At 71.8% G+C, this 19575-nt stretch carries 19 protein-coding genes; 10 read left to right on the top strand and 9 right to left on the bottom strand.

The window, feature by feature from the left end; all coding sequences use genetic code 11:
- Positions 1-30: 30 nt before the first annotated feature.
- The 4 genes from ACNAW0_RS14210 to ACNAW0_RS14195 form a co-directional block, all read right to left on the bottom strand.
- Positions 31-1257 (bottom strand): MFS transporter, encoded by a 1227-nt coding sequence (locus ACNAW0_RS14210; RefSeq protein ID WP_416288300.1) that lies wholly within the window; start codon positions 1255-1257, stop codon positions 31-33.
- Positions 1258-1319: 62 nt separating this feature from the next.
- Positions 1320-2075, bottom strand: a complete 756-nt coding sequence (locus ACNAW0_RS14205; protein WP_416288299.1) for an ABC transporter permease — start codon at positions 2073-2075, stop codon at positions 1320-1322.
- Between the two features lie 18 nt (positions 2076-2093).
- Positions 2094-3053 carry an ATP-binding cassette domain-containing protein gene (locus tag ACNAW0_RS14200; protein WP_416288298.1) on the bottom strand — a complete coding sequence of 320 codons (960 nt, stop codon included), beginning with the start codon at positions 3051-3053 and terminating at the stop codon, positions 2094-2096.
- A 122-nt stretch (positions 3054-3175) separates the two neighbouring features.
- Complete coding sequence (locus tag ACNAW0_RS14195) at positions 3176-3802, bottom strand: PadR family transcriptional regulator (RefSeq protein WP_416288297.1); 627 nt, start codon at positions 3800-3802, stop codon at positions 3176-3178.
- A 130-nt stretch (positions 3803-3932) separates the two neighbouring features.
- On the opposite strand from ACNAW0_RS14195, the gene ACNAW0_RS14190 reads away from it, so the two are divergent.
- Entirely contained in the window at positions 3933-5684 is a 1752-nt protein-coding gene (locus tag ACNAW0_RS14190) for an acetyl/propionyl/methylcrotonyl-CoA carboxylase subunit alpha (protein ID WP_416288296.1), read from the top strand.
- A 96-nt stretch (positions 5685-5780) separates the two neighbouring features.
- Here the strand turns inward: ACNAW0_RS14190 and ACNAW0_RS14185 are convergent, their stop codons facing one another.
- The gene (locus tag ACNAW0_RS14185; protein WP_416288295.1) at positions 5781-6677 is read right to left on the bottom strand and encodes a LysR family transcriptional regulator ArgP; all 897 of its coding nucleotides are present in this window, start codon (positions 6675-6677) and stop codon (positions 5781-5783) included.
- Between the two features lie 79 nt (positions 6678-6756).
- Between ACNAW0_RS14185 and ACNAW0_RS14180 the strand changes: the two genes are divergently transcribed.
- Positions 6757-7353: a LysE/ArgO family amino acid transporter gene (locus ACNAW0_RS14180; protein ID WP_416288340.1), complete on the top strand. Its 597-nt coding sequence runs from the start codon at positions 6757-6759 to the stop codon at positions 7351-7353.
- Positions 7354-7418: 65 nt separating this feature from the next.
- Positions 7419-8858, top strand: a complete 1440-nt coding sequence (locus ACNAW0_RS14175; protein ID WP_416288294.1) for a GuaB1 family IMP dehydrogenase-related protein — start codon at positions 7419-7421, stop codon at positions 8856-8858.
- Positions 8859-8938: 80 nt separating this feature from the next.
- Here the strand turns inward: ACNAW0_RS14175 and ACNAW0_RS14170 are convergent, their stop codons facing one another.
- On the bottom strand, positions 8939-9487 hold the full coding sequence (locus ACNAW0_RS14170; protein WP_416288293.1) for a TetR/AcrR family transcriptional regulator: 549 nt from the start codon (positions 9485-9487) through the stop codon (positions 8939-8941).
- An 85-nt stretch (positions 9488-9572) separates the two neighbouring features.
- Between ACNAW0_RS14170 and ACNAW0_RS14165 the strand changes: the two genes are divergently transcribed.
- From ACNAW0_RS14165 to ACNAW0_RS14150, 4 genes are all read left to right on the top strand, one after another.
- Positions 9573-10016, top strand: a complete 444-nt coding sequence (locus tag ACNAW0_RS14165; protein ID WP_416288292.1) for a DoxX family membrane protein — start codon at positions 9573-9575, stop codon at positions 10014-10016.
- A 57-nt stretch (positions 10017-10073) separates the two neighbouring features.
- Complete coding sequence (locus ACNAW0_RS14160) at positions 10074-10601, top strand: MarR family winged helix-turn-helix transcriptional regulator (protein ID WP_416288291.1); 528 nt, start codon at positions 10074-10076, stop codon at positions 10599-10601.
- Entirely contained in the window at positions 10595-12328 is a 1734-nt protein-coding gene (locus ACNAW0_RS14155) for an ABC transporter ATP-binding protein (protein WP_416288290.1), read from the top strand. Before ACNAW0_RS14160 ends, ACNAW0_RS14155 begins: the two co-directional genes overlap by 7 nt.
- A gap of 74 nt (positions 12329-12402) precedes the next feature.
- A complete protein-coding gene (locus ACNAW0_RS14150; RefSeq protein ID WP_416288339.1) occupies positions 12403-14370 on the top strand; it encodes an ABC transporter ATP-binding protein in 1968 nt (655 codons plus the stop codon).
- 115 nt (positions 14371-14485) lie between these two features.
- On the opposite strand, the gene thrS is transcribed toward ACNAW0_RS14150, so the two are convergent.
- Positions 14486-15718 (bottom strand): threonine--tRNA ligase, encoded by a 1233-nt coding sequence (gene thrS / locus ACNAW0_RS14145; RefSeq protein ID WP_416288338.1) that lies wholly within the window; start codon positions 15716-15718, stop codon positions 14486-14488.
- A gap of 207 nt (positions 15719-15925) precedes the next feature.
- Positions 15926-16204, bottom strand: coding sequence for an excalibur calcium-binding domain-containing protein (locus ACNAW0_RS14140; RefSeq protein ID WP_416288289.1), 279 nt, complete (start codon positions 16202-16204; stop codon positions 15926-15928).
- Between the two features lie 400 nt (positions 16205-16604).
- Between ACNAW0_RS14140 and ACNAW0_RS14135 the strand changes: the two genes are divergently transcribed.
- The 3 genes from ACNAW0_RS14135 to ACNAW0_RS14125 all read left to right on the top strand — a co-directional run bounded on the left by ACNAW0_RS14135 (position 16605) and on the right by ACNAW0_RS14125 (position 17997).
- Positions 16605-17231: a DedA family protein gene (locus ACNAW0_RS14135; protein ID WP_416288288.1), complete on the top strand. Its 627-nt coding sequence runs from the start codon at positions 16605-16607 to the stop codon at positions 17229-17231.
- Positions 17232-17299: 68 nt separating this feature from the next.
- Positions 17300-17662, top strand: coding sequence for a type II toxin-antitoxin system RelE/ParE family toxin (locus ACNAW0_RS14130; protein WP_416288287.1), 363 nt, complete (start codon positions 17300-17302; stop codon positions 17660-17662).
- 2 nt (positions 17663-17664) lie between these two features.
- Positions 17665-17997, top strand: a complete 333-nt coding sequence (locus tag ACNAW0_RS14125; RefSeq protein WP_416288286.1) for a helix-turn-helix domain-containing protein — start codon at positions 17665-17667, stop codon at positions 17995-17997.
- 132 nt (positions 17998-18129) lie between these two features.
- Here the strand turns inward: ACNAW0_RS14125 and ACNAW0_RS14120 are convergent, their stop codons facing one another.
- On the bottom strand, positions 18130-19533 hold the full coding sequence (locus tag ACNAW0_RS14120) for an NAD(P)H-quinone dehydrogenase (RefSeq protein ID WP_416288285.1): 1404 nt from the start codon (positions 19531-19533) through the stop codon (positions 18130-18132).
- Between the last annotated feature and the right edge of the window lie 42 nt (positions 19534-19575).

Below are 19575 nucleotides of genomic sequence, written 5' to 3'. Positions count from 1 at the left end.
AAGCCGGAGTGGATCAGAAGCCGGAGTCGATCACGGCCGGGCCGCGAGGGGGGCGGCGACAGGGTCGGCGGCGGGGCGTGCCATCCGGAGGACCCGGCCGAGCCGCACGGTGAGCAGTACGGCCGTCGCGATGAAGCCGGGCAGCAGCAGGAAGGCCAGGTGTGGTCCGACACCGTCGGCCACCCAGCCGAGCAAGACCGGCGCGATCCCGAAACCCACCCCCATCGAGTACGACGCCCACCCGGCCGCCTTGTCTGCGGCAGGCCCGGCGACGGCGAGGGCGATGGAGATGGCCAGCGGGTAGTGCAGGGCGTTACCCAGGCCGAGTACGACCAGGCCGGCGATCGCCAGCCAACCGAGCGTGGCGGACCAGAAGAGCGCGAACCCGACCAGGGAGATGGCCAGCGCGCCGAGCAACAGCGGCACCGGCGGCCAGCGCAGCGCGAACCGGCCGCCGGCCACCCGACCGACGAACATCCCGCAGACGATCGCGGCGACAGCCGCCGACGCGCCGCCAGCGTCGAGCCCGGCGTGGGTGCGGAGCACGTCAGCGGTCCAGAGTGACAGGCAGACCTCGATCGAGCCGGTGACCGACATGAGCACCCAGGCGATCCAGTACGCTGCCGGCAGCCGGCCAGCCGCACGGTTGCCGCCCCGGTCACCTGCCCGCCCGTCCGGTGCGGCGACGGCGGCGTTCGGCAGGCGTACCCGGAAGGCCAGGGCGGCGAGGGCGACCAGCGCGATCAGCCCGACCTCGACGGCCATCGCCGGCCGCCAGCCGTGGCCGGCGTCCACGGCGGCGCCGATGACCAGCGGCGCGAGGATGCCCATGCCGGCGCAGGCGGCGTTGGCCTCGGTTAGCGCGGCGGGCGCGGCGGGCCCGTGGTGGGCGGTGAGCACCACGTTGACCCCGCTGATCACCATCATGCCGAAGGTGGCGATCACCGCGACCGCGGTGAGGGTGGCGGGCAGCGGGCGCAGCAGCCCGAGAGCGGCGACGCCGGCGGCCACGCCGGCGAGGCCGAGCCAGATGGCCGGGCCGCGGCCGAGGCGGCGGGCGACCGGCGCGAAGAGCGCCCCGCCGAGCAGCGCGCCGACCGCGATGCCCGTGCTGTGCAGGCCGGCGACGGCGGCGCTGGTGCCCTGTTCGTCGCGGAGCAGCGGTACGACGGGACCGAACCCGTAGAGGAAGAAGCCCCACAGCCCGAGTTGGGCATAGGTCAACCAGGTCGTCTTGTCATGGGTGAGGCGGGGCACCGGCTCACGCTACGCGCGTACGCCCGGTGCCCCGCGCCTGGTGAGAGGCAACTCTCGTCGACTCAGCGGACGCTGCGGGCGAACTGCCGGGCGGCCCAGACCACGCCGGCGACGGCGAGCACCGCGACGATCGTCAACCCCTGCCAGACCTTGTCACTGCTGAGGTCACCGGCGAAGAGCGCCCGGGTGCCCTCGACCGCCCAGGAGAACGGGTTCCAGTTGGCGATCCCCTTCAGCCAGCCGGGCGCGAAGGTGAGCGGCAGCAGGATTCCGGAGAGCAGCAGCACCGGCTGGGCGACCGTGTTCATCAGCGGGGCGAGCGCGTCCTCACTCTTGACCTTGAGCGCCACGCCGTACGAGACGGCCGAGGTCATCAGCGCGATCAGGGCCAGCATCAGGTACGCCAGCAGCAGGTAGCCGATGAAGACGCGCAGGTCGAACGCGAGCGCCAGCAGGGTGATGATGATCGCTTGCGCGATCAGCGAGACCACGTCCCGCAGTGAGCGGCCGAGCAGCAGGGCGAGCCGGCTGACTGGGGTGACCCGGGACCGCTCGATCACCCCGGCGCGCAGCTCGGCGATCAGGCCGAAGCCCTGGAACAGGCCGCCGAAGATGGCCAGCAGCACCAGCAGGCCGGGGACGAAGAGCTTGTACGCCTCGGCTTGGCTGGGCTGGCGCAGCGCCTTCGTGAGCAGCGGGGCGAAGAGCAGCAGGTACATCACCGGCTGGAAGACGCCGACGAAGAGCCAGACCGGGTTGCGCAGCAGGAGCTGGAACTGGCGCTGGAAGATCAGCCAGGTGTCGCGGGCGAATTTCATGACAGCTTCTCCGGGTGGTCAGGACTCGCGCAGCGAGCGGCCGGTCTTGGTGAGGAAGACGTCGTCGAGGCTGGGGCGGTGCAGCTCGATGGAGCGCAGGTCCAGCCCGGCGCCGTCGAGGCGGCGCAGCACCTGCGGGATGGCGGTGGCCCCGTCGTCGACGTAGAGGCGCAGACCGCCCTCGTCGACGGTCTCCAGCTTGTTGACGTACGCCTCGGTGTCGAGCAGCTCCGCGGCGTGCGGGGTGACGGCGGCGTCGAGGCCGACCTGCACCACCTCGCCGGAGATCTCGCGTTTCAGCTCGGCCGGGGTGCCCTCGGCGACCACCTCGCCGTGGTCCATGATCGCGATCCGGTCGCAGAGCGCGTCGGCCTCGTCCAGGTAGTGCGTGGTGATGAAGACGCTCATCCCCTCGGCACGCAGCCGGCGGATCTCGTCCCACATGTGTGCCCGGCTCTGCGGGTCCAGGCCGGTGGTCGGCTCGTCGAGGAAGACGATCTTCGGCTCGTGGATGATGCCGAGCGCGATCTCGACCCGCCGGCGCTGGCCGCCGGAGTAGGTCTTGCACTTGCGGTCGGCGTACTCGGCGAGCTGGAAGGCGTCCAGGGCGCGGGCGGCACGCCGGTGTGCCTCGGCCTTGCTGATGCCGTAGAGCCGGGCCTGGAGCACCAGCTCCTCGCGGGCGGTGGACTCGTCCCAGGTGCTGCCGCCCTGGGCCACGTAGCCGATCCGGCGGCGCACCTCGGCCGGATCCTTGCACAGGTCGGCCCCGGCGATGGTGGCCTCGCCGCCGTCCGGCTCGATGAGGGTGGCGAGCATCCGCAGGGTGGTGGTCTTGCCGGCGCCGTTGGGGCCGAGGAAGCCGAAGATCTCCCCCTCGGCGACGTCGAGGTTGACGCCCCGGACCGCGTCCACGGTCTTCGTCTCGCGACCCGCACGGGAGCGGAACGACTTCCGCAACCCCCTGGTCTCGATCATTTCTTACTCCTGGTCGTCCGGGCCGGACGTGACCGGCCACCGATCGTCCGCGAGGAGGGCACACCGGTCCCTCGCGGTCCGGGGAGACACTAACGCGATATAGCTCTTGTGGTCAATCTTGATTATTCCGCGTTGTCGCGCTGGGGTGCGGCCCCGTCCGCCCACCCGGACCAACCCTCGGCCCGCTCCATCTCAGCGGGCAGGTACGACACTCCCGACTCGATCCGGTCGGCGATCCGCCCGCACCAGGCCATCTCCGCCTCGGCCCGGGCCAGCCAGAGCTCGAACATCCACCCGACGTGCACCGGCTTCCTGTTGCGCACCCAGTCCGAGTCCAGCGACGCGCGCATCGACTCGACGCCCGCCCGGAGCAGGTTGGCCCGGTTGCGCAGGGCCGCCGCCGCCTCGTCGCGCGGCATCGCGGGCAGGAAGGAGAACGCGGCCACGAACGGGTCGGGCGGCTCGTGGAGCTGCCACCACTGCGCCCGCAGCAGGGTCTCGAACTCGTCCTCGCCCTTGGGCGTCACCTCGTAGGTGGTGCGGGCGGGACGGGCCCCGACCTGCTCGGTCGACACCGCTCGGAGCAGGCCCTCGTCGGTGAGTTTGCGCAGCGCGTGGTAGATCGATCCCGGTTGCACGTTGGCCCACTTGTCGGCGCTCCAACTCAGCAGCTCACGGCGTACGTCGTAGCCGTGCACCGGCTGCATCCACCTGACCAGGCCCAGAATCATCATCCGCGTTGCCGACATCGGGCAAGCGTAATAACCAAGTTTGACTAATGCGCGGTGGGACGTGCCGCATGCCACACTGAGCGATCGTTAGGGCGACCAGGCCGGCCGATAAACTCCCGGCATCGACCTCCGGGGAGGAGCCACCAAGGTGCGCAAGGTACTCATCGCCAACCGCGGCGAGATCGCCGTCCGCGTCATCCGCGCCTGCCGCGACGCCGGTCTGGCGAGCGTCGCGGTCTACGCGGACTCCGACCGGGACGCCCTGCACGCCACCCTCGCCGACGAGGCGTACGCCCTGGGCGGCGACACCGCGGCCGAGAGCTACCTGCGGATCGACAAGCTGATCGACGTCGCCGCCAAGTCGGGCGCCGACGCCGTGCACCCCGGCTACGGCTTCCTCTCGGAGAACGCCGACTTCGCCCAGGCTGTCATCGACGCCGGACTGACCTGGGTCGGCCCGACCCCGCAGGCGATCCGTGACCTCGGCGACAAGGTGACCGCCCGGCACATCGCCCAGCGCGCCGGCGCGCCCCTGGTTCCCGGCACCCCGGACCCGGTCGGCAGCGCCGACGAGGTGATGGCCTTCGCCGTCGACCACGGCCTGCCGGTCGCCATCAAGGCGGCCTTCGGCGGCGGCGGGCGCGGCCTCAAGGTGGCCCGCACCATGGAGGAGATCCCGCACCTGTTCGAGTCGGCCACCCGCGAGGCGGTCGCCGCGTTCGGCCGGGGCGAGTGCTTCGTCGAGCGCTACCTGGACCAGCCCCGGCACGTCGAGGCGCAGGTCCTCGCCGACCAGCACGGCAACGTGATCGTGGTGGGCACCCGGGACTGCTCGCTCCAGCGCCGACACCAGAAGCTGGTCGAGGAGGCCCCGGCGCCGTTCCTCACCGACGGGCAGCGCGCCCAGATCCACGACAGCGCCAAGGCGATCTGCCGGGAGGCCGGCTACCACGGCGCCGGCACGGTGGAATACCTGGTCGGCGCCGACGGCACCATCTCCTTCCTGGAGGTCAACACCCGGCTCCAGGTCGAGCACCCGGTCACCGAGGAGACCGCCGGCATCGACCTGGTCCGCGAGCAGTTCCGCATCGCCGACGGCGAGAAGCTGCGCTTCACCGAGGACCCGACCCCGCGCGGGCACGCCATCGAGTTCCGGATCAACGGCGAGGACCCGGGCCGCAACTTCCTGCCCGCCCCGGGCACCATCACCGCGTTGCGGCTGCCCAGCGGGCCGGGCGTCCGGGTGGACACCGGGATCTCGGCCGGCGACGTGATCGGCGGCAACTTCGACTCGCTGCTGGCCAAGGTGATCATCACCGGCGAGACGCGTACCGAGGCGCTGGAGCGGGCCCGCCGGGCGCTGGACGAGATGGTGGTCGAGGGGATGGCCACCGCCCTGCCGTTCCACCGCCTGGTGGTCCGGGACGCGGCGTTCACCGCCGAGCCGTTCACCGTGCACACCCGGTGGATCGAGACCGAGTTCGACAACACCGTCCCGGCGTTCACCGCCCCCGTCGGCGCGGTCGAGGGCCCGGCCGGGCGCGAGACCGTCGTGGTCGAGGTGGGCGGCAAGCGGCTGGAGGTCACCCTGCCCGCCGGCCTCGGCGCGGGTACGGCCGCCGCAGCGCCCGCCGCGAAGAAGCCGGCCCGCCGGGGCGGCGCCGCGAAGGCCGGCGTGGCGGTCAGCGGCGACACGCTCGCTTCTCCCATGCAGGGCACCATCGTCAAGATCGCCGTCGCGGACGGGGACACCGTCGCCGAGGGCGACCTGGTCGTCGTCCTGGAGGCGATGAAGATGGAGCAGCCGCTGCACGCCCACAAGGCGGGCACCGTCAGCGGCCTCTCCGCCGAGGTCGGCGCGGTCATCACCGCCGGCGCCCCGATCTGCACCATCGCCTGAGAGGTAAGGAGGGGCCCCTTCTTAACGCCTGCGGTAGAGGAAGGGGCCCCTTTTAACAGGCACGCTCAGCGAAGCGCGACCGTGTAACAGGCACGCTCAGCGAAGCGCGACCGCCGCCTCGGCGCGGACCGCGTCGGTGAGCGCGCCGAGCACCTGCGACTCCAGCCGCCAGTGCTGCCAGTACAGGGGCACGTCGATGTGCCGCCCCGGGTCGAGGTCGACACAGGCGCCACTGGCGAGGTCCGCCTCGGCCAACCGCTCCGGGACCAGCCCCCAGGCGAGGCCGCACCGGATCGCCTCGCTGAACGCCGGTACCGACGGCACGTGGTGCACCGGCGGGTCGAGGTCCCGGCCGGTCACCGCCCGTACGAAACGGTGCTGGACCTGGTCCTTGCGGTCGAACACGAGCATCGGCGCCGTAGCCAGCGCCTCGGCCGCCAGCCCGTCGGGAAACCAGCGGGCGACCAGCGCCGGGGCGGCGAGCGCCCGGTAGCGCATCGCACCGAGCGGGCGTACGCGGCAGCCCTGCACCGGCTCCCGCTGGGCGGTCACCGCCGCCAGCACCGCGCCGTCGCGCAGCAGTTCGGCGGTGTGGTCCTGGTCGTCCTGGCGTACGTCGAAGCAGACGGCCAGCGCGGCCGGGACGCGCGCCAGCGCGGGAACGAACCAGGTGGCCAGCGAGTCGGCGTTGACCACCACGGGAACCCGGGTGGGCCCGGCGGCGCCGTCCACCGACCCGCACGCCTCGGCGAGCGCCTCCCGTTCGAGCAGCGTCAGCTGGACGGCCAGGCGGAGCAGCGGCTGCCCCGCCCCGGTCGCCTGGCAGGGGCGGCTGCGGCGGACCAGAACCTGCCCGACGATCTCCTCCAGCGCGCGGATGCGCTGGCTCACCGCCGACGGGGTGACGTGCAGGACCCGCGCCGCCCCCTCGAAGCTGCCCTCACCGACCACCGCGGCCAGGGTGCGCAGTTGGATCGTGTCGAGCCCTTCCATAAGCTCAGCTTACGCAGCCTCAGAAAGATTAGTTGGACTGCGCCAGGCGGCCATCCGTAGCGTCAGAGCCGTGCCCGACCTGCTCCCCTCGGCCGTCGCCGGGTTCTCCGTCTCACTCGCCCTGATCGTCGCCATCGGCGCGCAGAACGCCTTCGTGCTCCGCCAGGGGCTACGCCGCGAGCACGTGCTGCCCGTGGTGGTCGCCTGCGCCGCCTCGGACGCCCTGCTCATCGCGGCGGGCATCGCCGGTCTCGGCACCGCCGTGGCGGACCGGCCGGGGCTGCTCTCCGCCATCCGCTGGGCCGGGGCGGCGTTCCTGCTCGGGTACGCCGTGCTCGCCGCCCGCCGGGCGTTGCGCCCGGGCGCGCTCACCCCCACCGACAGGCCGCCAGCCACCCTCCGCGCGACCGTGCTGGCCTGCCTCGCCTTCACCTACCTCAACCCGCACGTCTACCTCGACACCGTGCTGCTGCTCGGCGGCGTGGCCCAGCAGTACGAGCAGCGTTGGGCGTTCGGCGCCGGCGCGGCGCTGGCCAGCGTGGCCTGGTTCACCACGCTCGGCGGCGCGGCACACCGACTGGCGCCGCTGCTCGCCCGTACCGCCGCCTGGCGGGTGCTGGACGGCGCGGTCGCCGTCGTGATGACCGGCACCGCCGCGGCGCTGCTGCTCGGCTGACGCCGCCGAGGTGTTTTCCGTGACCATCGCGGGCGCGCCATCCGCCGGCCGGGAATGATGTTCCGGTGCGGTTCCTTCATGGCGCGGTTCCCGCGCACGACCTGACCTACAACGACGTCTTCATGGCGCCCAACCGCTCCGAGGTGGGCTCCCGACTCGACGTCGATCTGGCCTCCGGCGACGGCACCGGCACGACCATCCCGCTGGTGGTGGCGAACATGACGGCCGTCGCCGGCCGGCGGATGGCCGAGACCGTGGCCCGCCGGGGCGCCATCGCGGTGATCCCCCAGGACATCCCGATCGAGGTGGTGGCCAACGTGGTCGCCTGGGTCAAGCAGCGGCACCTGGTGCACGACACGGCGATCACCCTCGGCCCGACGGACACCGTCGGCGACGCGATCCACCTGCTGCCCAAGCGCGCGCACGGCGCGGTGATCGTGGTCGATGAGGCCGGCCGCCCGGTCGGTGTGGTCACCGAGGCGGACACCGTGAGCGTGGACCGGTTCGCCCAGCTCCGGCACGTGATGTCGACCGAGCTGCACACCGTGCCGGCGGACGCGGACCCGCGTACCGGCTTCGACCGGCTGTCCGCCGGGCGGCGCCGACTCGCCCCGGTGGTGGACGCCGAGGGGCGGCTGGTCGGCGTGCTGACCCGGCAGGGCGCGCTGCGCGCCACGCTCTACAAGCCGGCGGTGGACGGCAAGGGCCGGCTGCGGATCGCCGCTGCGGTGGGCATCAACGGCGACGTGACCGGCAAGGCCGCCGCGCTGCTGGAGGCCGGGGTGGACACGCTGGTCGTGGACACCGCGCACGGCCACCAGGAGCGGATGATCTCCGCGCTACGGGCGGTGCGCGGGCTCGACCCGGCGGTCCCGGTCGCGGCCGGCAACGTGGTCACCGCCGAGGGCGTACGCGACCTGGTCGAGGCGGGCGCCGACATCGTCAAGGTCGGCGTCGGACCGGGGGCGATGTGCACCACCCGGATGATGACGGGCGTCGGCCGGCCGCAGTTCTCGGCGGTACTCGACTGCGCCGCGGCGGCCCGGTCGCTGGGCCGGCACGTCTGGGCCGACGGCGGCGTACGCCACCCGAGGGACGTGGCGCTGGCCCTGGCGGCGGGCGCCTCGAACGTGATGATCGGGTCCTGGTTCGCCGGCACCTACGAGTCCCCCGGCGACCTGTACACGGACCAGGACGGCCGGCGCTACAAGGAGAGCTTCGGCATGGCGTCGTCCCGGGCGGTCAGCGCGCGTACGGCGGAGGACAGCGCGTACGAGCGGGCCCGGAAGGCGATCTTCGAGGAGGGCATCTCCTCGGCCCGGATGTACCTGGACCCGACCCGGCCGGGCGTGGAGGACCTGATCGACGAGATCGTCTCCGGGGTACGCAGTGCCTTCACCTACGCGGGCGCCCGCAATCTGGAGGAGTTCCACGAGCGGGCGCTGGTCGGCGTGCAGAGCACCGCCGGCTACACCGAGGGGATGCCGCTGCCGACCAGCTGGTGACCGTCGGGCCCGTGAAGGCAGCGGCGCACGGGGCCGACGGAGCAGACGACGGGCCGACGGAGCAGACGAGGGGCCGACCGTCAGGGGAAGAGCCGGCTGATCACCGTACGGGCGGCGGCCTCGGGATCGGGACCGATCCGGGGTGGCAGGGCGCCGGCGAGCCAGAGCGTCGCGAATCCGTGCACAATGGACCAGGCCGCGAGCGAGTCGACCTCCGGGCCCCGACCGGTATGCCGGGCCACACCGGTGCGCAGCACCTCGCCGGCGCGGGTGCGGGCGGCCGTCACCTCGGCGTCGTCGGCATGGTAGAGGTCGGGGCGGAACATCACCTCGAAGTGCGCCCGGTGGCGGACCGCGAACCTGACGTACGCCACCCCGACCTCCACCAGATCGTCCCCCGCACTGCGCAGTGCCTCGGCCAACAGGTCGAAGCCCTGCGCGGCGAGCGCGGTGAGCAGGCCTGCCTTGTCGGCGAAATGGTGGGCGGGAGCGGCGTGCGAGACACCGGCCCGGCGGGCCAGGTCGCGGAGGCTCAGCGCGGCCGGGCCGGACTCCGTCAGCGCCTCGACCGCGGCGTCGAGCAGGGCGCGGCGCAGATCGCCATGGTGGTAAGCGCGAGACCGGGTCATGCCCACAGCCTAACTTGCCATTGACAAGATGCTCCCTGCGGCGCAATCTTGTCAGCGACAAGTTGACCTTTCCGGAGGCGTACCCATGGCACCCCTGATCGCCCTGATCGCCGGCACCGCGGCAGCCCGCAGCATCGGCCTGCTCGGCGTCGCCGCCGCTGACGGCTGGCACCCCGCCCTGCGGGTCGGCCTGGCCCTGATGTTCGCGGTCACGGCCTCAGCCCACTTCCTGTCCCGCCGCGCCGACCTGATCGCCATGGTGCCGCCGCGGCTGCCCCGCCCCGACCTGCTGGTCACCCTGACCGGCGTGCTCGAACTGGTCGGCGCACTCGGCCTGCTCGTGCCGGCCGCCGCACGCCCGGCCGCCGCCGCCCTGGCACTGCTGATGCTGGCCATGTTCCCGGCCAACGTCTCGGCCGCCCGCCGCAGTCTCACCCTGGCCGGCCGCCCGGTGACCCCGATCGGTGTCCGGACCGCGCTCCAGGTGCTGTTCGTCGCGTCCGCCGTGATGGTGGCGATCGGCAACTGAGGCGACGGGATCGGAAATTAGTTTGGGGCCTGACAATCTGGGGGCTAACCTGTACCCGTGAACACGGGACCGCTCGTCAGCTTCCCCGACGCGCTCAAGCACGCGCCGCTCGGCCGGCTGATCTCCATCGCCGGCCACGTGGTCGAACAGCACTGGGGGCGCTACCTCGCCGAACACCACGGGCTCACCTCCGCCGGCATGCGCGTGCTGCTCATCCTGCTCCGGGCCGGTGACAGTACGCACCGGGAGATGGCGGAACGATGCTTCGTCCGGCCGGCCACTCTCACCGGCATCGTCGACACGCTCGAACGCGACGGTTTCGTGGCCCGCCAGCGGGATCCGAACGACCGCCGCAGCGTCCAGCTCACCCTGACCGACAAGGGCCGGGAACACGCCCTCGCCATCATCGACCTGATCCACAGCAACCGCCCGCTCACCTCGGTCGACGCCGACCCGGCGAAGCAGGCGGTGATCCGGGAGTTCCTCGTCGAACTCATCACGAGCATGTCCGACGGCGACCTCCATCGGTTGAACCGAAACAGCGATCCCGACACCGAGACGACATCGGGGGAACGTCCGTGCTGATCCGCCTACTCCGTAACCATCTGCGCCCGTACCGGCGGCTGCTGGCCGCCGTGGTGGCGTTCCAGTTCGTCGGCACGATGGCCTCGCTCTACCTGCCGAGCCTCAACGCCGAGATCATCGACCGTGGCGTGGCCGTCGGCGACACCGGCCAGATCCTGCGTACGGGCGGCTGGATGCTGCTCGTCAGCCTGCTCCAGATCGCCTGCTCGATCACCGCCGTCTACCTCGGCGCGAAGACCGCGATGAGCTTCGGCCGGGACGTCCGGGGCGCCATCTTCAGCCACGTCAACCGCTTCTCCGCCCGCGAGGTGGCCCGCTTCGGGGCGCCCTCGCTGATCACCCGCAACACCAACGACGTGCAGCAGGTGCAGATGCTCGTCCTGCTGACCTGCACGATGCTGGTGGCCGCGCCCATCATGAGCATCGGCGGCGTGGTGATGGCGCTGCGCGAGGACGTCGGCCTCTCCTGGCTGATGCTGGTGAGCGTGCCGGTCCTCGCGATCGCGCTGGGCCTGCTCATCCGGAAGATGGTGCCCACCTTCCGGCTCATGCAGACCCGGATCGACACGGTCAACCGGGTGCTGCGCGAGCAGATCACCGGCATCCGGGTGGTCCGCGCCTTCGTCCGCGAGCCGTACGAGACGGAGCGCTTCGGCGTCGCGAACGCCGACCTGACCGCGACCGCGCTGCGGATCGGCCGGCTCCAGGCGCTGATCTTCCCGCTCGTGATGCTGGTGCTCAACATCTCCGGCGTCGCGGTGCTCTGGTTCGGCGCCGGCCGGGTCGACTCCGGCCAGATCGAGATCGGCGCGCTGACCGCTTTCCTCCAGTACCTGATGCAGATCCTGATGGCGGTCATGATGGCCACCTTCATGCTGATGATGGTGCCCCGGGCGGCGGTCTGCGCCGAGCGCATCGTGGATGTGCTCGACACCGAGTCCTCGGTGGCACCGGCGGCCCGGCCGGTGACCGAGGTGTCCGGCCGGGGCGAGCTGGAACTGCGCGGCGTCAGCTTCCAGTACCCGGGGGCGAACGCCCCGGTGCTGCACGACATCTCGTTCCGCGCCGAGCCCGGGCGGACGACGGCGATCATCGGCTCCACCGGCGCCGGCAAGACGACCCTGCTCACCCTGATCCCGCGGCTGGTCGACCCGACCGCCGGGGCGGTCCTCGTCGACGGGGTGGACGTCCGCGACCTGGCCCCGGACGAGCTGTGGCGGCGGATCGGGCTGGTGCCGCAGCGGCCGTACCTGTTCAGCGGCACGGTCGCCAGCAACCTGCGCTACGGCAACCCGGACGCCACCGACGCCGAACTCTGGGCGGCGCTGGAGATCGCCCAGGCCCGGGAGTTCGTCGCCGAGATGCCGGGCGGGCTGGACGCGCCGATCGCGCAGGGCGGCACGAACGTCTCCGGCGGCCAGCGGCAGCGGCTCGCGATCGCCCGCGCGCTGGTCCGCGAGCCGGAGATCTACCTGTTCGACGACTCGTTCTCCGCGCTCGACCTCGGCACGGACGCCCGGCTGCGGGCGGCGCTGAAGCCGGTCACTGCGGAGGCGGCGGTGGTGATCGTGGCCCAGCGGGTCTCCACGATCATCGACGCCGATCAGATCATCGTGCTCGAGGACGGAGGCGTCGTCGGGATGGGACGACACGAGGAACTGCTCCAGACCTGCCCCACGTACGCCGAGATCGTGGCGTCCCAGCAGACGGCGGAGGTCGCAGCGTGAGCGCCGTAACAGAGAAGGCGACGCCGAAGCGGCTGCCACCGGCCGGGCGACGCGGCGGCGGCGGCCCACCACACATGAGCATGGGCATGCCCGCCGAGAAGGCGATGAACTTCGGGCCGTCCGCCCGGCGGCTGCTCGGGCGGCTCCGGCCGCACCGGATGGAACTGACCGCCGTGCTCGCGCTGGCCGTGGCGAGCGTCGGGCTCAGCGTCATCGGGCCGAAGGTGCTCGGCCACGCCACCGACCTGATCTTCAGCGGGCTGATCGGCCGGCGGCTGCCCGCCGGCACCACCGCCGACCAGGCGGTGGCCGCGGCCCGGGCGTCCGGCAACGGCAACTTCGCCGACATGCTGGCCAAGATGGACGTGGTGCCCGGCGTCGGCATCGACTTCACCCGGCTGGGCCAGGTGCTGGCCCTGGCACTGGCGCTCTACGTCGGGGCCAGCGTGCTGATGTGGGCGCAGGGCTGGCTGCTCAACGGGGTGGTGCAGCGGACCGTGCTGCGGCTGCGCGCCGAGGTGGAGGAGAAGCTCAACCGGCTGCCGCTGCCCTACTTCGACCGGCAGCCGCGCGGCGAACTGCTGAGCCGGGTCACCAACGACATCGACAACATCTCGCAGACCCTCCAGCAGACGCTGAGCCAACTGCTCACCTCGCTGCTCACCGTGGTCGGCGTACTGGCCATGATGGTCTGGATCTCGCCGCTGCTGGCGGTGGTGGCCCTGGTGGCGGTGCCACTGTCGGTGGTCGTCACCGGCCAGATCGCCAAGCGCTCGCAGCGCAAGTTCATCGCTCAGTGGACGCACACCGGCGAGCTGAACGGGCAGATCGAGGAGGCGTACACCGGCCACGAACTGGTCAAGGTCTTCGGTCGGCAGAAGGAGGTGGAGGCCGCCTTCCACGCCAAGAACGAGCAACTGTTCCAGGCGAGCTTCGGCGCGCAGTTCGTCTCCGGAATCATCATGCCGGCGATGTTCTTCCTCGGGAACCTCAGCTACGTGGCGATCGCCGTGGTCGGCGGCCTGCGGGTGGCCTCGGGCACGATGAGCCTCGGCGACGTGCAGGCGTTCATCCAGTACTCTCGGCAGTTCACCCAGCCGCTCACCCAGGTCGCCTCGATGGCCAACCTGCTCCAGTCCGGGGTGGCCTCGGCCGAACGGGTCTTCGCCGTCCTCGACGCCGAGGAGCAGAGCCCGGAGCCGGCGCAGCCGGCCGGGATCGCCGACCCGCACGGCCGCGTCGAGTTCGAGCACGTCTCCTTCCGGTACGACCCGGACAAGCCGCTCATCGACGACCTGTCCCTGGTCGCCGAGCCCGGACACACGGTGGCGATCGTCGGCCCGACCGGCGCCGGCAAGACCACCCTGGTCAACCTGATCATGCGGTTCTACGAGCTGGACGCCGGCCGGATCACCCTCGACGGGGTGGACATCACCACGATGCGCCGGGACGAGCTGCGCGGCCGGATCGGCATGGTGCTCCAGGACACCTGGCTCTTCGGCGGCACCATCCGGGACAACATCGCGTACGGACGGCCGGACGCCAGCGAGGAGGAGATCCTGGCGGCGGCCCGGGCCACCTTCGTGGACCGCTTCGTCCGCAGCCTGCCCGACGGATACGACACGGTGATCGACGAGGAGGGCAGCAACGTCAGCGCGGGCGAGAAGCAGCTGATCACCATTGCCCGGGCGTTCCTCGCCGAGCCGTCGCTGCTGATCCTCGACGAGGCGACCAGCTCGGTGGACACCCGGACCGAGGTGCTGCTCCAGCGGGCGATGGCGGCGCTGCGTTCGGACCGGACCAGCTTCGTCATCGCGCACCGGCTCTCCACCATCCGCGACGCGGACCTGATCCTGATGATGGAGAACGGCCGGATCGTCGAGCAGGGCACGCACGACGAGCTCCTCGCCGCCGGCGGCGCGTACGCCCGGCTGTACCGGTCGCAGTTCACCGGCGCGGTGATCACGGACGAGATCCCGGCTCCGCCGCCAGGGGGTGCCCCGGCCGGGACGCTTCCGACGGTCGCGCCAGCCAAGAACTGACGTGGACCGTGCGCCCGGCCTGGCGCCGGCTTCCCACCCCGATGGCGGGAAGCCGGCGCCGGCCGCCGCCCGGAACGCCGCCCAGGATGCCGGGACAGGCTCGGGCCGGCAGCAGTCAGGCGGCCGGGAGCAGGCCGGCCGAGCGGGTGGCGACGACCCGCCCGATCAACCCCAGCGCGTCGGCCACCGGCATCGGGTCGAGCCCGCGACCGTCGCGCAGGCGCAAGGAGACCGATCCGTCGGCCGCCTCCCGGGAGCCGACCACCCCGACGTACGGGATCTTCCGGCGCGCCGCGTCGCGGATCCGGGCGCCCAGCGAGCCGGTCAGGTCGACCTCGGCCCGCAGCCCCACCGCCTCGGCCCGGCGGCACCGGTCGACGGCCGCGTCCGCCTGGCCGTCGTCGACCGGGAGCAGCACCAGCTGCACCGGGGCGTACCAGGCCGGAAAGGCGCCGGCGTGCACCTCGATCAGGTACGCGAAGAGCCGTTCCATGCTGCCGACCAGGCTCCGGTGCACCATCACCGGTCGCTTCCGGCTCCCGTCCGCGGCGGTGTACGACAGGTCGAACCGCTCCGGCTTGTCGAAGTCGAGCTGGATGGTGGAGATGGTCGACTCCCGGCCGGCCGGGTCCACGATCTGAATGTCGATCTTCGGGCCGTAGAAGGCGGCCTCGCCCGGGCCCTCGTCGTAGTCGACCCCGTCGAGCGCGGCGCGGAGCAGCTCCTCGGCCCGCGCCCACGAGCGGTCGTCCCCCACGTACTTCTCCCCCGACCCGCGCAGCGACAGCCGGAACCCGGCCGGCCGTACGCCGAGCGCCGCGTGCGCCTCGCGGATCAGCCCGAGGATCTCGCGTACCTCCTCCCCGACCTGGTCCAGCGCGCAGAAGTTGTGCGCGTCGTTGAGGGAGATGGCGCGGACCCGGGCGAGCCCGCCGAGCACCCCGGAGCGCTCCGCCCGATACATCCCGCCCAGCTCGGCGACGCGCAGCGGGAGCTCCCGGTAGGAGCGGCCCCGGGCCCGGAAGACCAGCGCGTGGTGCGGGCAGAGCGCCGGCCGCAGCACGAACTCGTCGTCGGGGCTGAGCCGGATCGGCGGGAACATGTCGTCGGCGAAATATCCCAGGTGGCCGGAGAGCTCGAACAGCTCCCGGCGGCCCAGCGACGGCGAGTAGACGTGCCGGTAGCCGGCGCGGCGCTCCAGGTCCCGCACGTACTCCTCGACGGCGTGCCGGGCGGCGGCGCCGGCCGGCAGCCAGATGGGCAGGCCGGCGCCCGCGAGCGGGTCCGAGACGAACAGCTCCAACTCCCGGCCGAGCCTGCGGTGGTCGATCATGTCGCTCTCCTTGATCGGGTACGACCCGGAGGCGAGCTGGCCCGGAACGCCACGAGGCCCCGGGGCGGTTCGCCCCGGGGCCTCGTCGACGGATACGTCAGTGCGGCGCGCCGGGGATTCCCGGCGTCGTGGTCACCACCGCGCTGCGCATGCGGTGACGGTACGACCGGCACAGCACCCGGGGCGACCGGTTTTCCGGCCGGCACCGCCTCCCGTGCGAGGTCAACGCTTCTCGCAGGCGATGCCGTCCCTGTCCCGGTCCAGGCGGGTGTTCTTGGCGTAGACCGCGTTGTTCACCGTGAAGTTGGTGACCGGCTTGGTCTTGCCCCGGACCTTGTCCTTCGCGCCCTTCCTGCCCACGCCGTGCTTGTAGACCTTGTTCAGCGCGGTGCAGTTCGCGTATCGCTTTGCCGCCGCCTCGGCCGGGGCGACGGCGACTAAGGTGCTGCCGCCAAGCAGCAGGGCCAGGGCGAACACACCCCGAACCAGCCTGGAAACCATCGAGGAGCCTCCCGAATGGGATTGTCGGTTGAGCCCGGGATCGTATCCGAGGACCGCCCCCACGGGGGTGTGCTGTCGGAGGCCCGACAAGGAAGCTGTGGGGCGGGTCGCCGGCACGGGACCTGCCGGCGACCCGCGGCGGCCCGGCCGTCGGAAACGGGGGATCCGACGGCGGCGGAACCGCGCCTCGACAACGGTACGCCGGGAATTGGCGGTTTGCCGCCCGCGTCGGTGAGCGCCGCCACGCCGAACAGTCGTCACAAACGACACGCTGGCATCGTTGTCCACGGGTGGCACACCGGTGTCAGTGGTCACCGTCGGGCAGGGCAGTTCGGAGTGACGCGAGGCACGCCGGCAGGCTCGGTGCGACCGAACGGGGGAATCCGGCGAGGTGGCGGTCGTGCCCGAACTCATCTCTGACGTCGCGTCGCCCACGTGGGCGTACCTTGTGCTGCTGGGGTTACTGGCCGCGGACGCGTTCGTTCCGGTCGTACCGACCCAGGTCGTCATGATCACCAGCGGCGCGCTCACCGTCTACGGCGGGCTGAGCCTGCCGCTCACCATCGTCGTCGGCGCGGTCGGCGTCTTCACCGGCGATCTCGCCTGCTACCTGCTGGGCCGGAGCGCCCCGGGCCGCCGGGCACCCCGGTACACCCTGCCCGGCCGGGCCCGCCGGGCCGCCGCCCGGGTCACCCGCGGGCTACGCGAGCCGGGGCCACTGGTGATCCTGCTCTGCCGCTTCGTACCCGGCGGGCGGATGGTCGCCTGCTTCGCGGCCGGGCGCAGCCGCTACCCGTACCGCCTCTTCCTGCTCTACGAGGCCACGGCGGCGACCAGCTGGGCGGCGTACGGAACGCTGGTCGGCCACCTGGGCGGCACGGCGCTGACCCAGTCGGCGTGGCGGCTCGCGCTCATCGGTGGAGCGGCGGCGGCCGGGTTCGCGGCGGCCGGCTGGGCGGTGAGCACGATCAGCGCCCGCCACACCCGCGCCGAGGGCGAGACCGAGGTCCCGGTCGGCGTCGACTGACCGGCTCACTCCGCCGTCCGCTCGCGTGTCTTCTACCACGGCGTATAAGCTGGCCTTATATTGGCGACATGTGGGAGATCAGACTGCACCCTGAGGTCGAATCGTGGTTTCTCGACCTGTGCAGGAGTGATCCCACCTCAGCCGATCTGGTCAGTGAGGCGATCGACCTGCTCGGGGAGCATGGCCCAGCACTGGGCAGGCCCCTGGTCGATCGCCTCAAGGGCAGCGCCTTTCACCACATGAAGGAACTACGGCCCGGCTCGACCGGCTCCACGGAGGCACGGATGATCTTCGCGTTCGATCCGTTACGGGAGGCAATCTTCCTGACGGCAGGCGACAAGTCCGGACAGTGGCAAGGTTGGTACCGGACGGCCATACCCTTGGCTGACGCCCGCTTCCAGGAGCACCTGATCGACCTGAAGGAAGCCTAACAATGAGCGGTGGAGCGAACTGGCGAGACGTCAAGGCGAAGGCCAGGGAGATCGATCCCGCCTGGGACGAGCCTGAGCGCGCTGCTCGGCGGGGACGGATGCGCGAACAGATGCTCGCCTCGGTGAGCGGTGCCCAGCTCGCGGAGATCCGGAAGCAGCTGGGCATGACACAGACGCAGTTGGCTGAGGCTGCAGGACTATCTCAGGCAAGGATCAGCCAGATCGAGAATGGGGAGAGCACCAGTTTGGAAAGCCTGAGGGCGTACGTGATCGGCCTCGGCGGGCATCTCGATGTCGTCGCCCGGATCGGGAACATCCACCTCAACGTCGCCTGACGCGCCGAACATGATCATCAGCACGCCGGACAGACGCGATGAAGGGGCGGACCGCCGAGCTGTTCCGCGCCGAGGCCGACGCAGTCACGCTCGACGACGGCAGCCTGGAGTGCTTCTGGGACTGATCGGCCGTCACTCCAACTCGTGGAGCATGAGCTGGCGGGCCGCCTCGGTGATCGAGCCCGACAGCGAAGGGTAGATGGTGATGGTCTGGGCCAGCTCGTTGACGGTGAGGTTGTTCTCCACCGCCATGGTGATCGGCAGGATCAGCTCGCTGGCCTTCGGCGCCACCACCACACCGCCGATCACCTGGCCGCTGGCCGGGCGGCAGAAGAGCTTGACGAAGCCGTCGGCCAGGTCGGCCATCTTGGCCCGGGCGTTCCCGGCGAGCGGCAGCATCACCTGACGGGCCGGCACCTTGCCGGCGTCCACCTCGTTCTGCGAGACGCCGACCGTGGCCAGTTCCGGGTCGGTGAAGGCGTTCGCCGCGACGGTACGCAGCCGCAGCGGACGCACCGCCTCGCCGAGCGCGTGCCACATCGCGATCCGGCCCTGCATGGCGGCGACGCTGGCCAGCGGCAGCACCCCGGTGCAGTCACCGGCGGCGTAGATGCCGGGCACGTTGGTCCGGGACACCCGGTCGACGGTGACGTAGCCGCCCCGGGCCAGCTGGACGCCGTACTCGGCGAGGCCCAGGTTGGCGGTGTTGGGGATCGAGCCGACCGCGATCAGCGCGTGCGAGCCGACCACCACCTGGCCGTCGGCGAGCACCACCTCGACGCCGTCGCCGATCCGGCGGACCGCCTCGGCGCGGGAGTTGTTGAGGATGGTCATGCCCCGGTTGCGGAACACCCGCTCGATCGCCATCGCGGCGTCGGCGTCCTCGTGCGGCATCACCCGGTCGCGGCTGGAGACCAGCGTGACCTCCACACCCATCGCCAGGTACGAGCTGGCGAACTCAGCGCCGGTCACGCCGGAGCCGACCACGATCAGATGCTCCGGCAGCTCCGTCAGGTCGTACACCTGGCGCCAGGTGAGGATGCGCTCGCCGTCGGGCAGCGCGGTGGGGAGCTGGCGTGGGGTGGCGCCGGTGGCGATCAGAACGGTCGAGGCGTCGATCGAATACTCCGCGCCGCCGTCGGACGGGGTGACGACCACCCGGTGGGTGTGACCCAGCGTGTCCTCGCCCAGCCGGGCGGTGCCGGCCACGAACTCCACCCCGGCCTTGACCAGCTTGGTGTGGATGTCGGCGGACTGGGCCAGGGCGAGCCGCTTGACCCGCTCGTGCACCGCCGGGGCGTCGACGGTCACCGCCTCCAGCCCGTCCGAGTGCACACCGAACTCCTCAGTGTCCCGGTAGCCGGTGACCACCTCTGAGCTGGCGATAAAGGTCTTCGACGGGACGCAGTCGGAGAGTACGCAGGCACCGCCGGCCCCCTCCGCCTCGACCACGGTGACATCAGCGTCCAGCTGGGCGGCGACCAACGCCGCCTCGTACCCGGCCGGGCCCCCGCCGATGATCACGATCTGGTTCACAGCGCTCGCCCCTCGTCAGTGCTCACAGTGACTTTCTTTCCC

Origin of the sequence: Micromonospora sp. SL1-18, from assembly GCF_047921505.1 — a bacterium.
GTDB lineage: Bacteria > Actinomycetota > Actinomycetes > Mycobacteriales > Micromonosporaceae > Micromonospora.
This window is presented reverse-complemented; position numbering and strand designations above follow the sequence as displayed.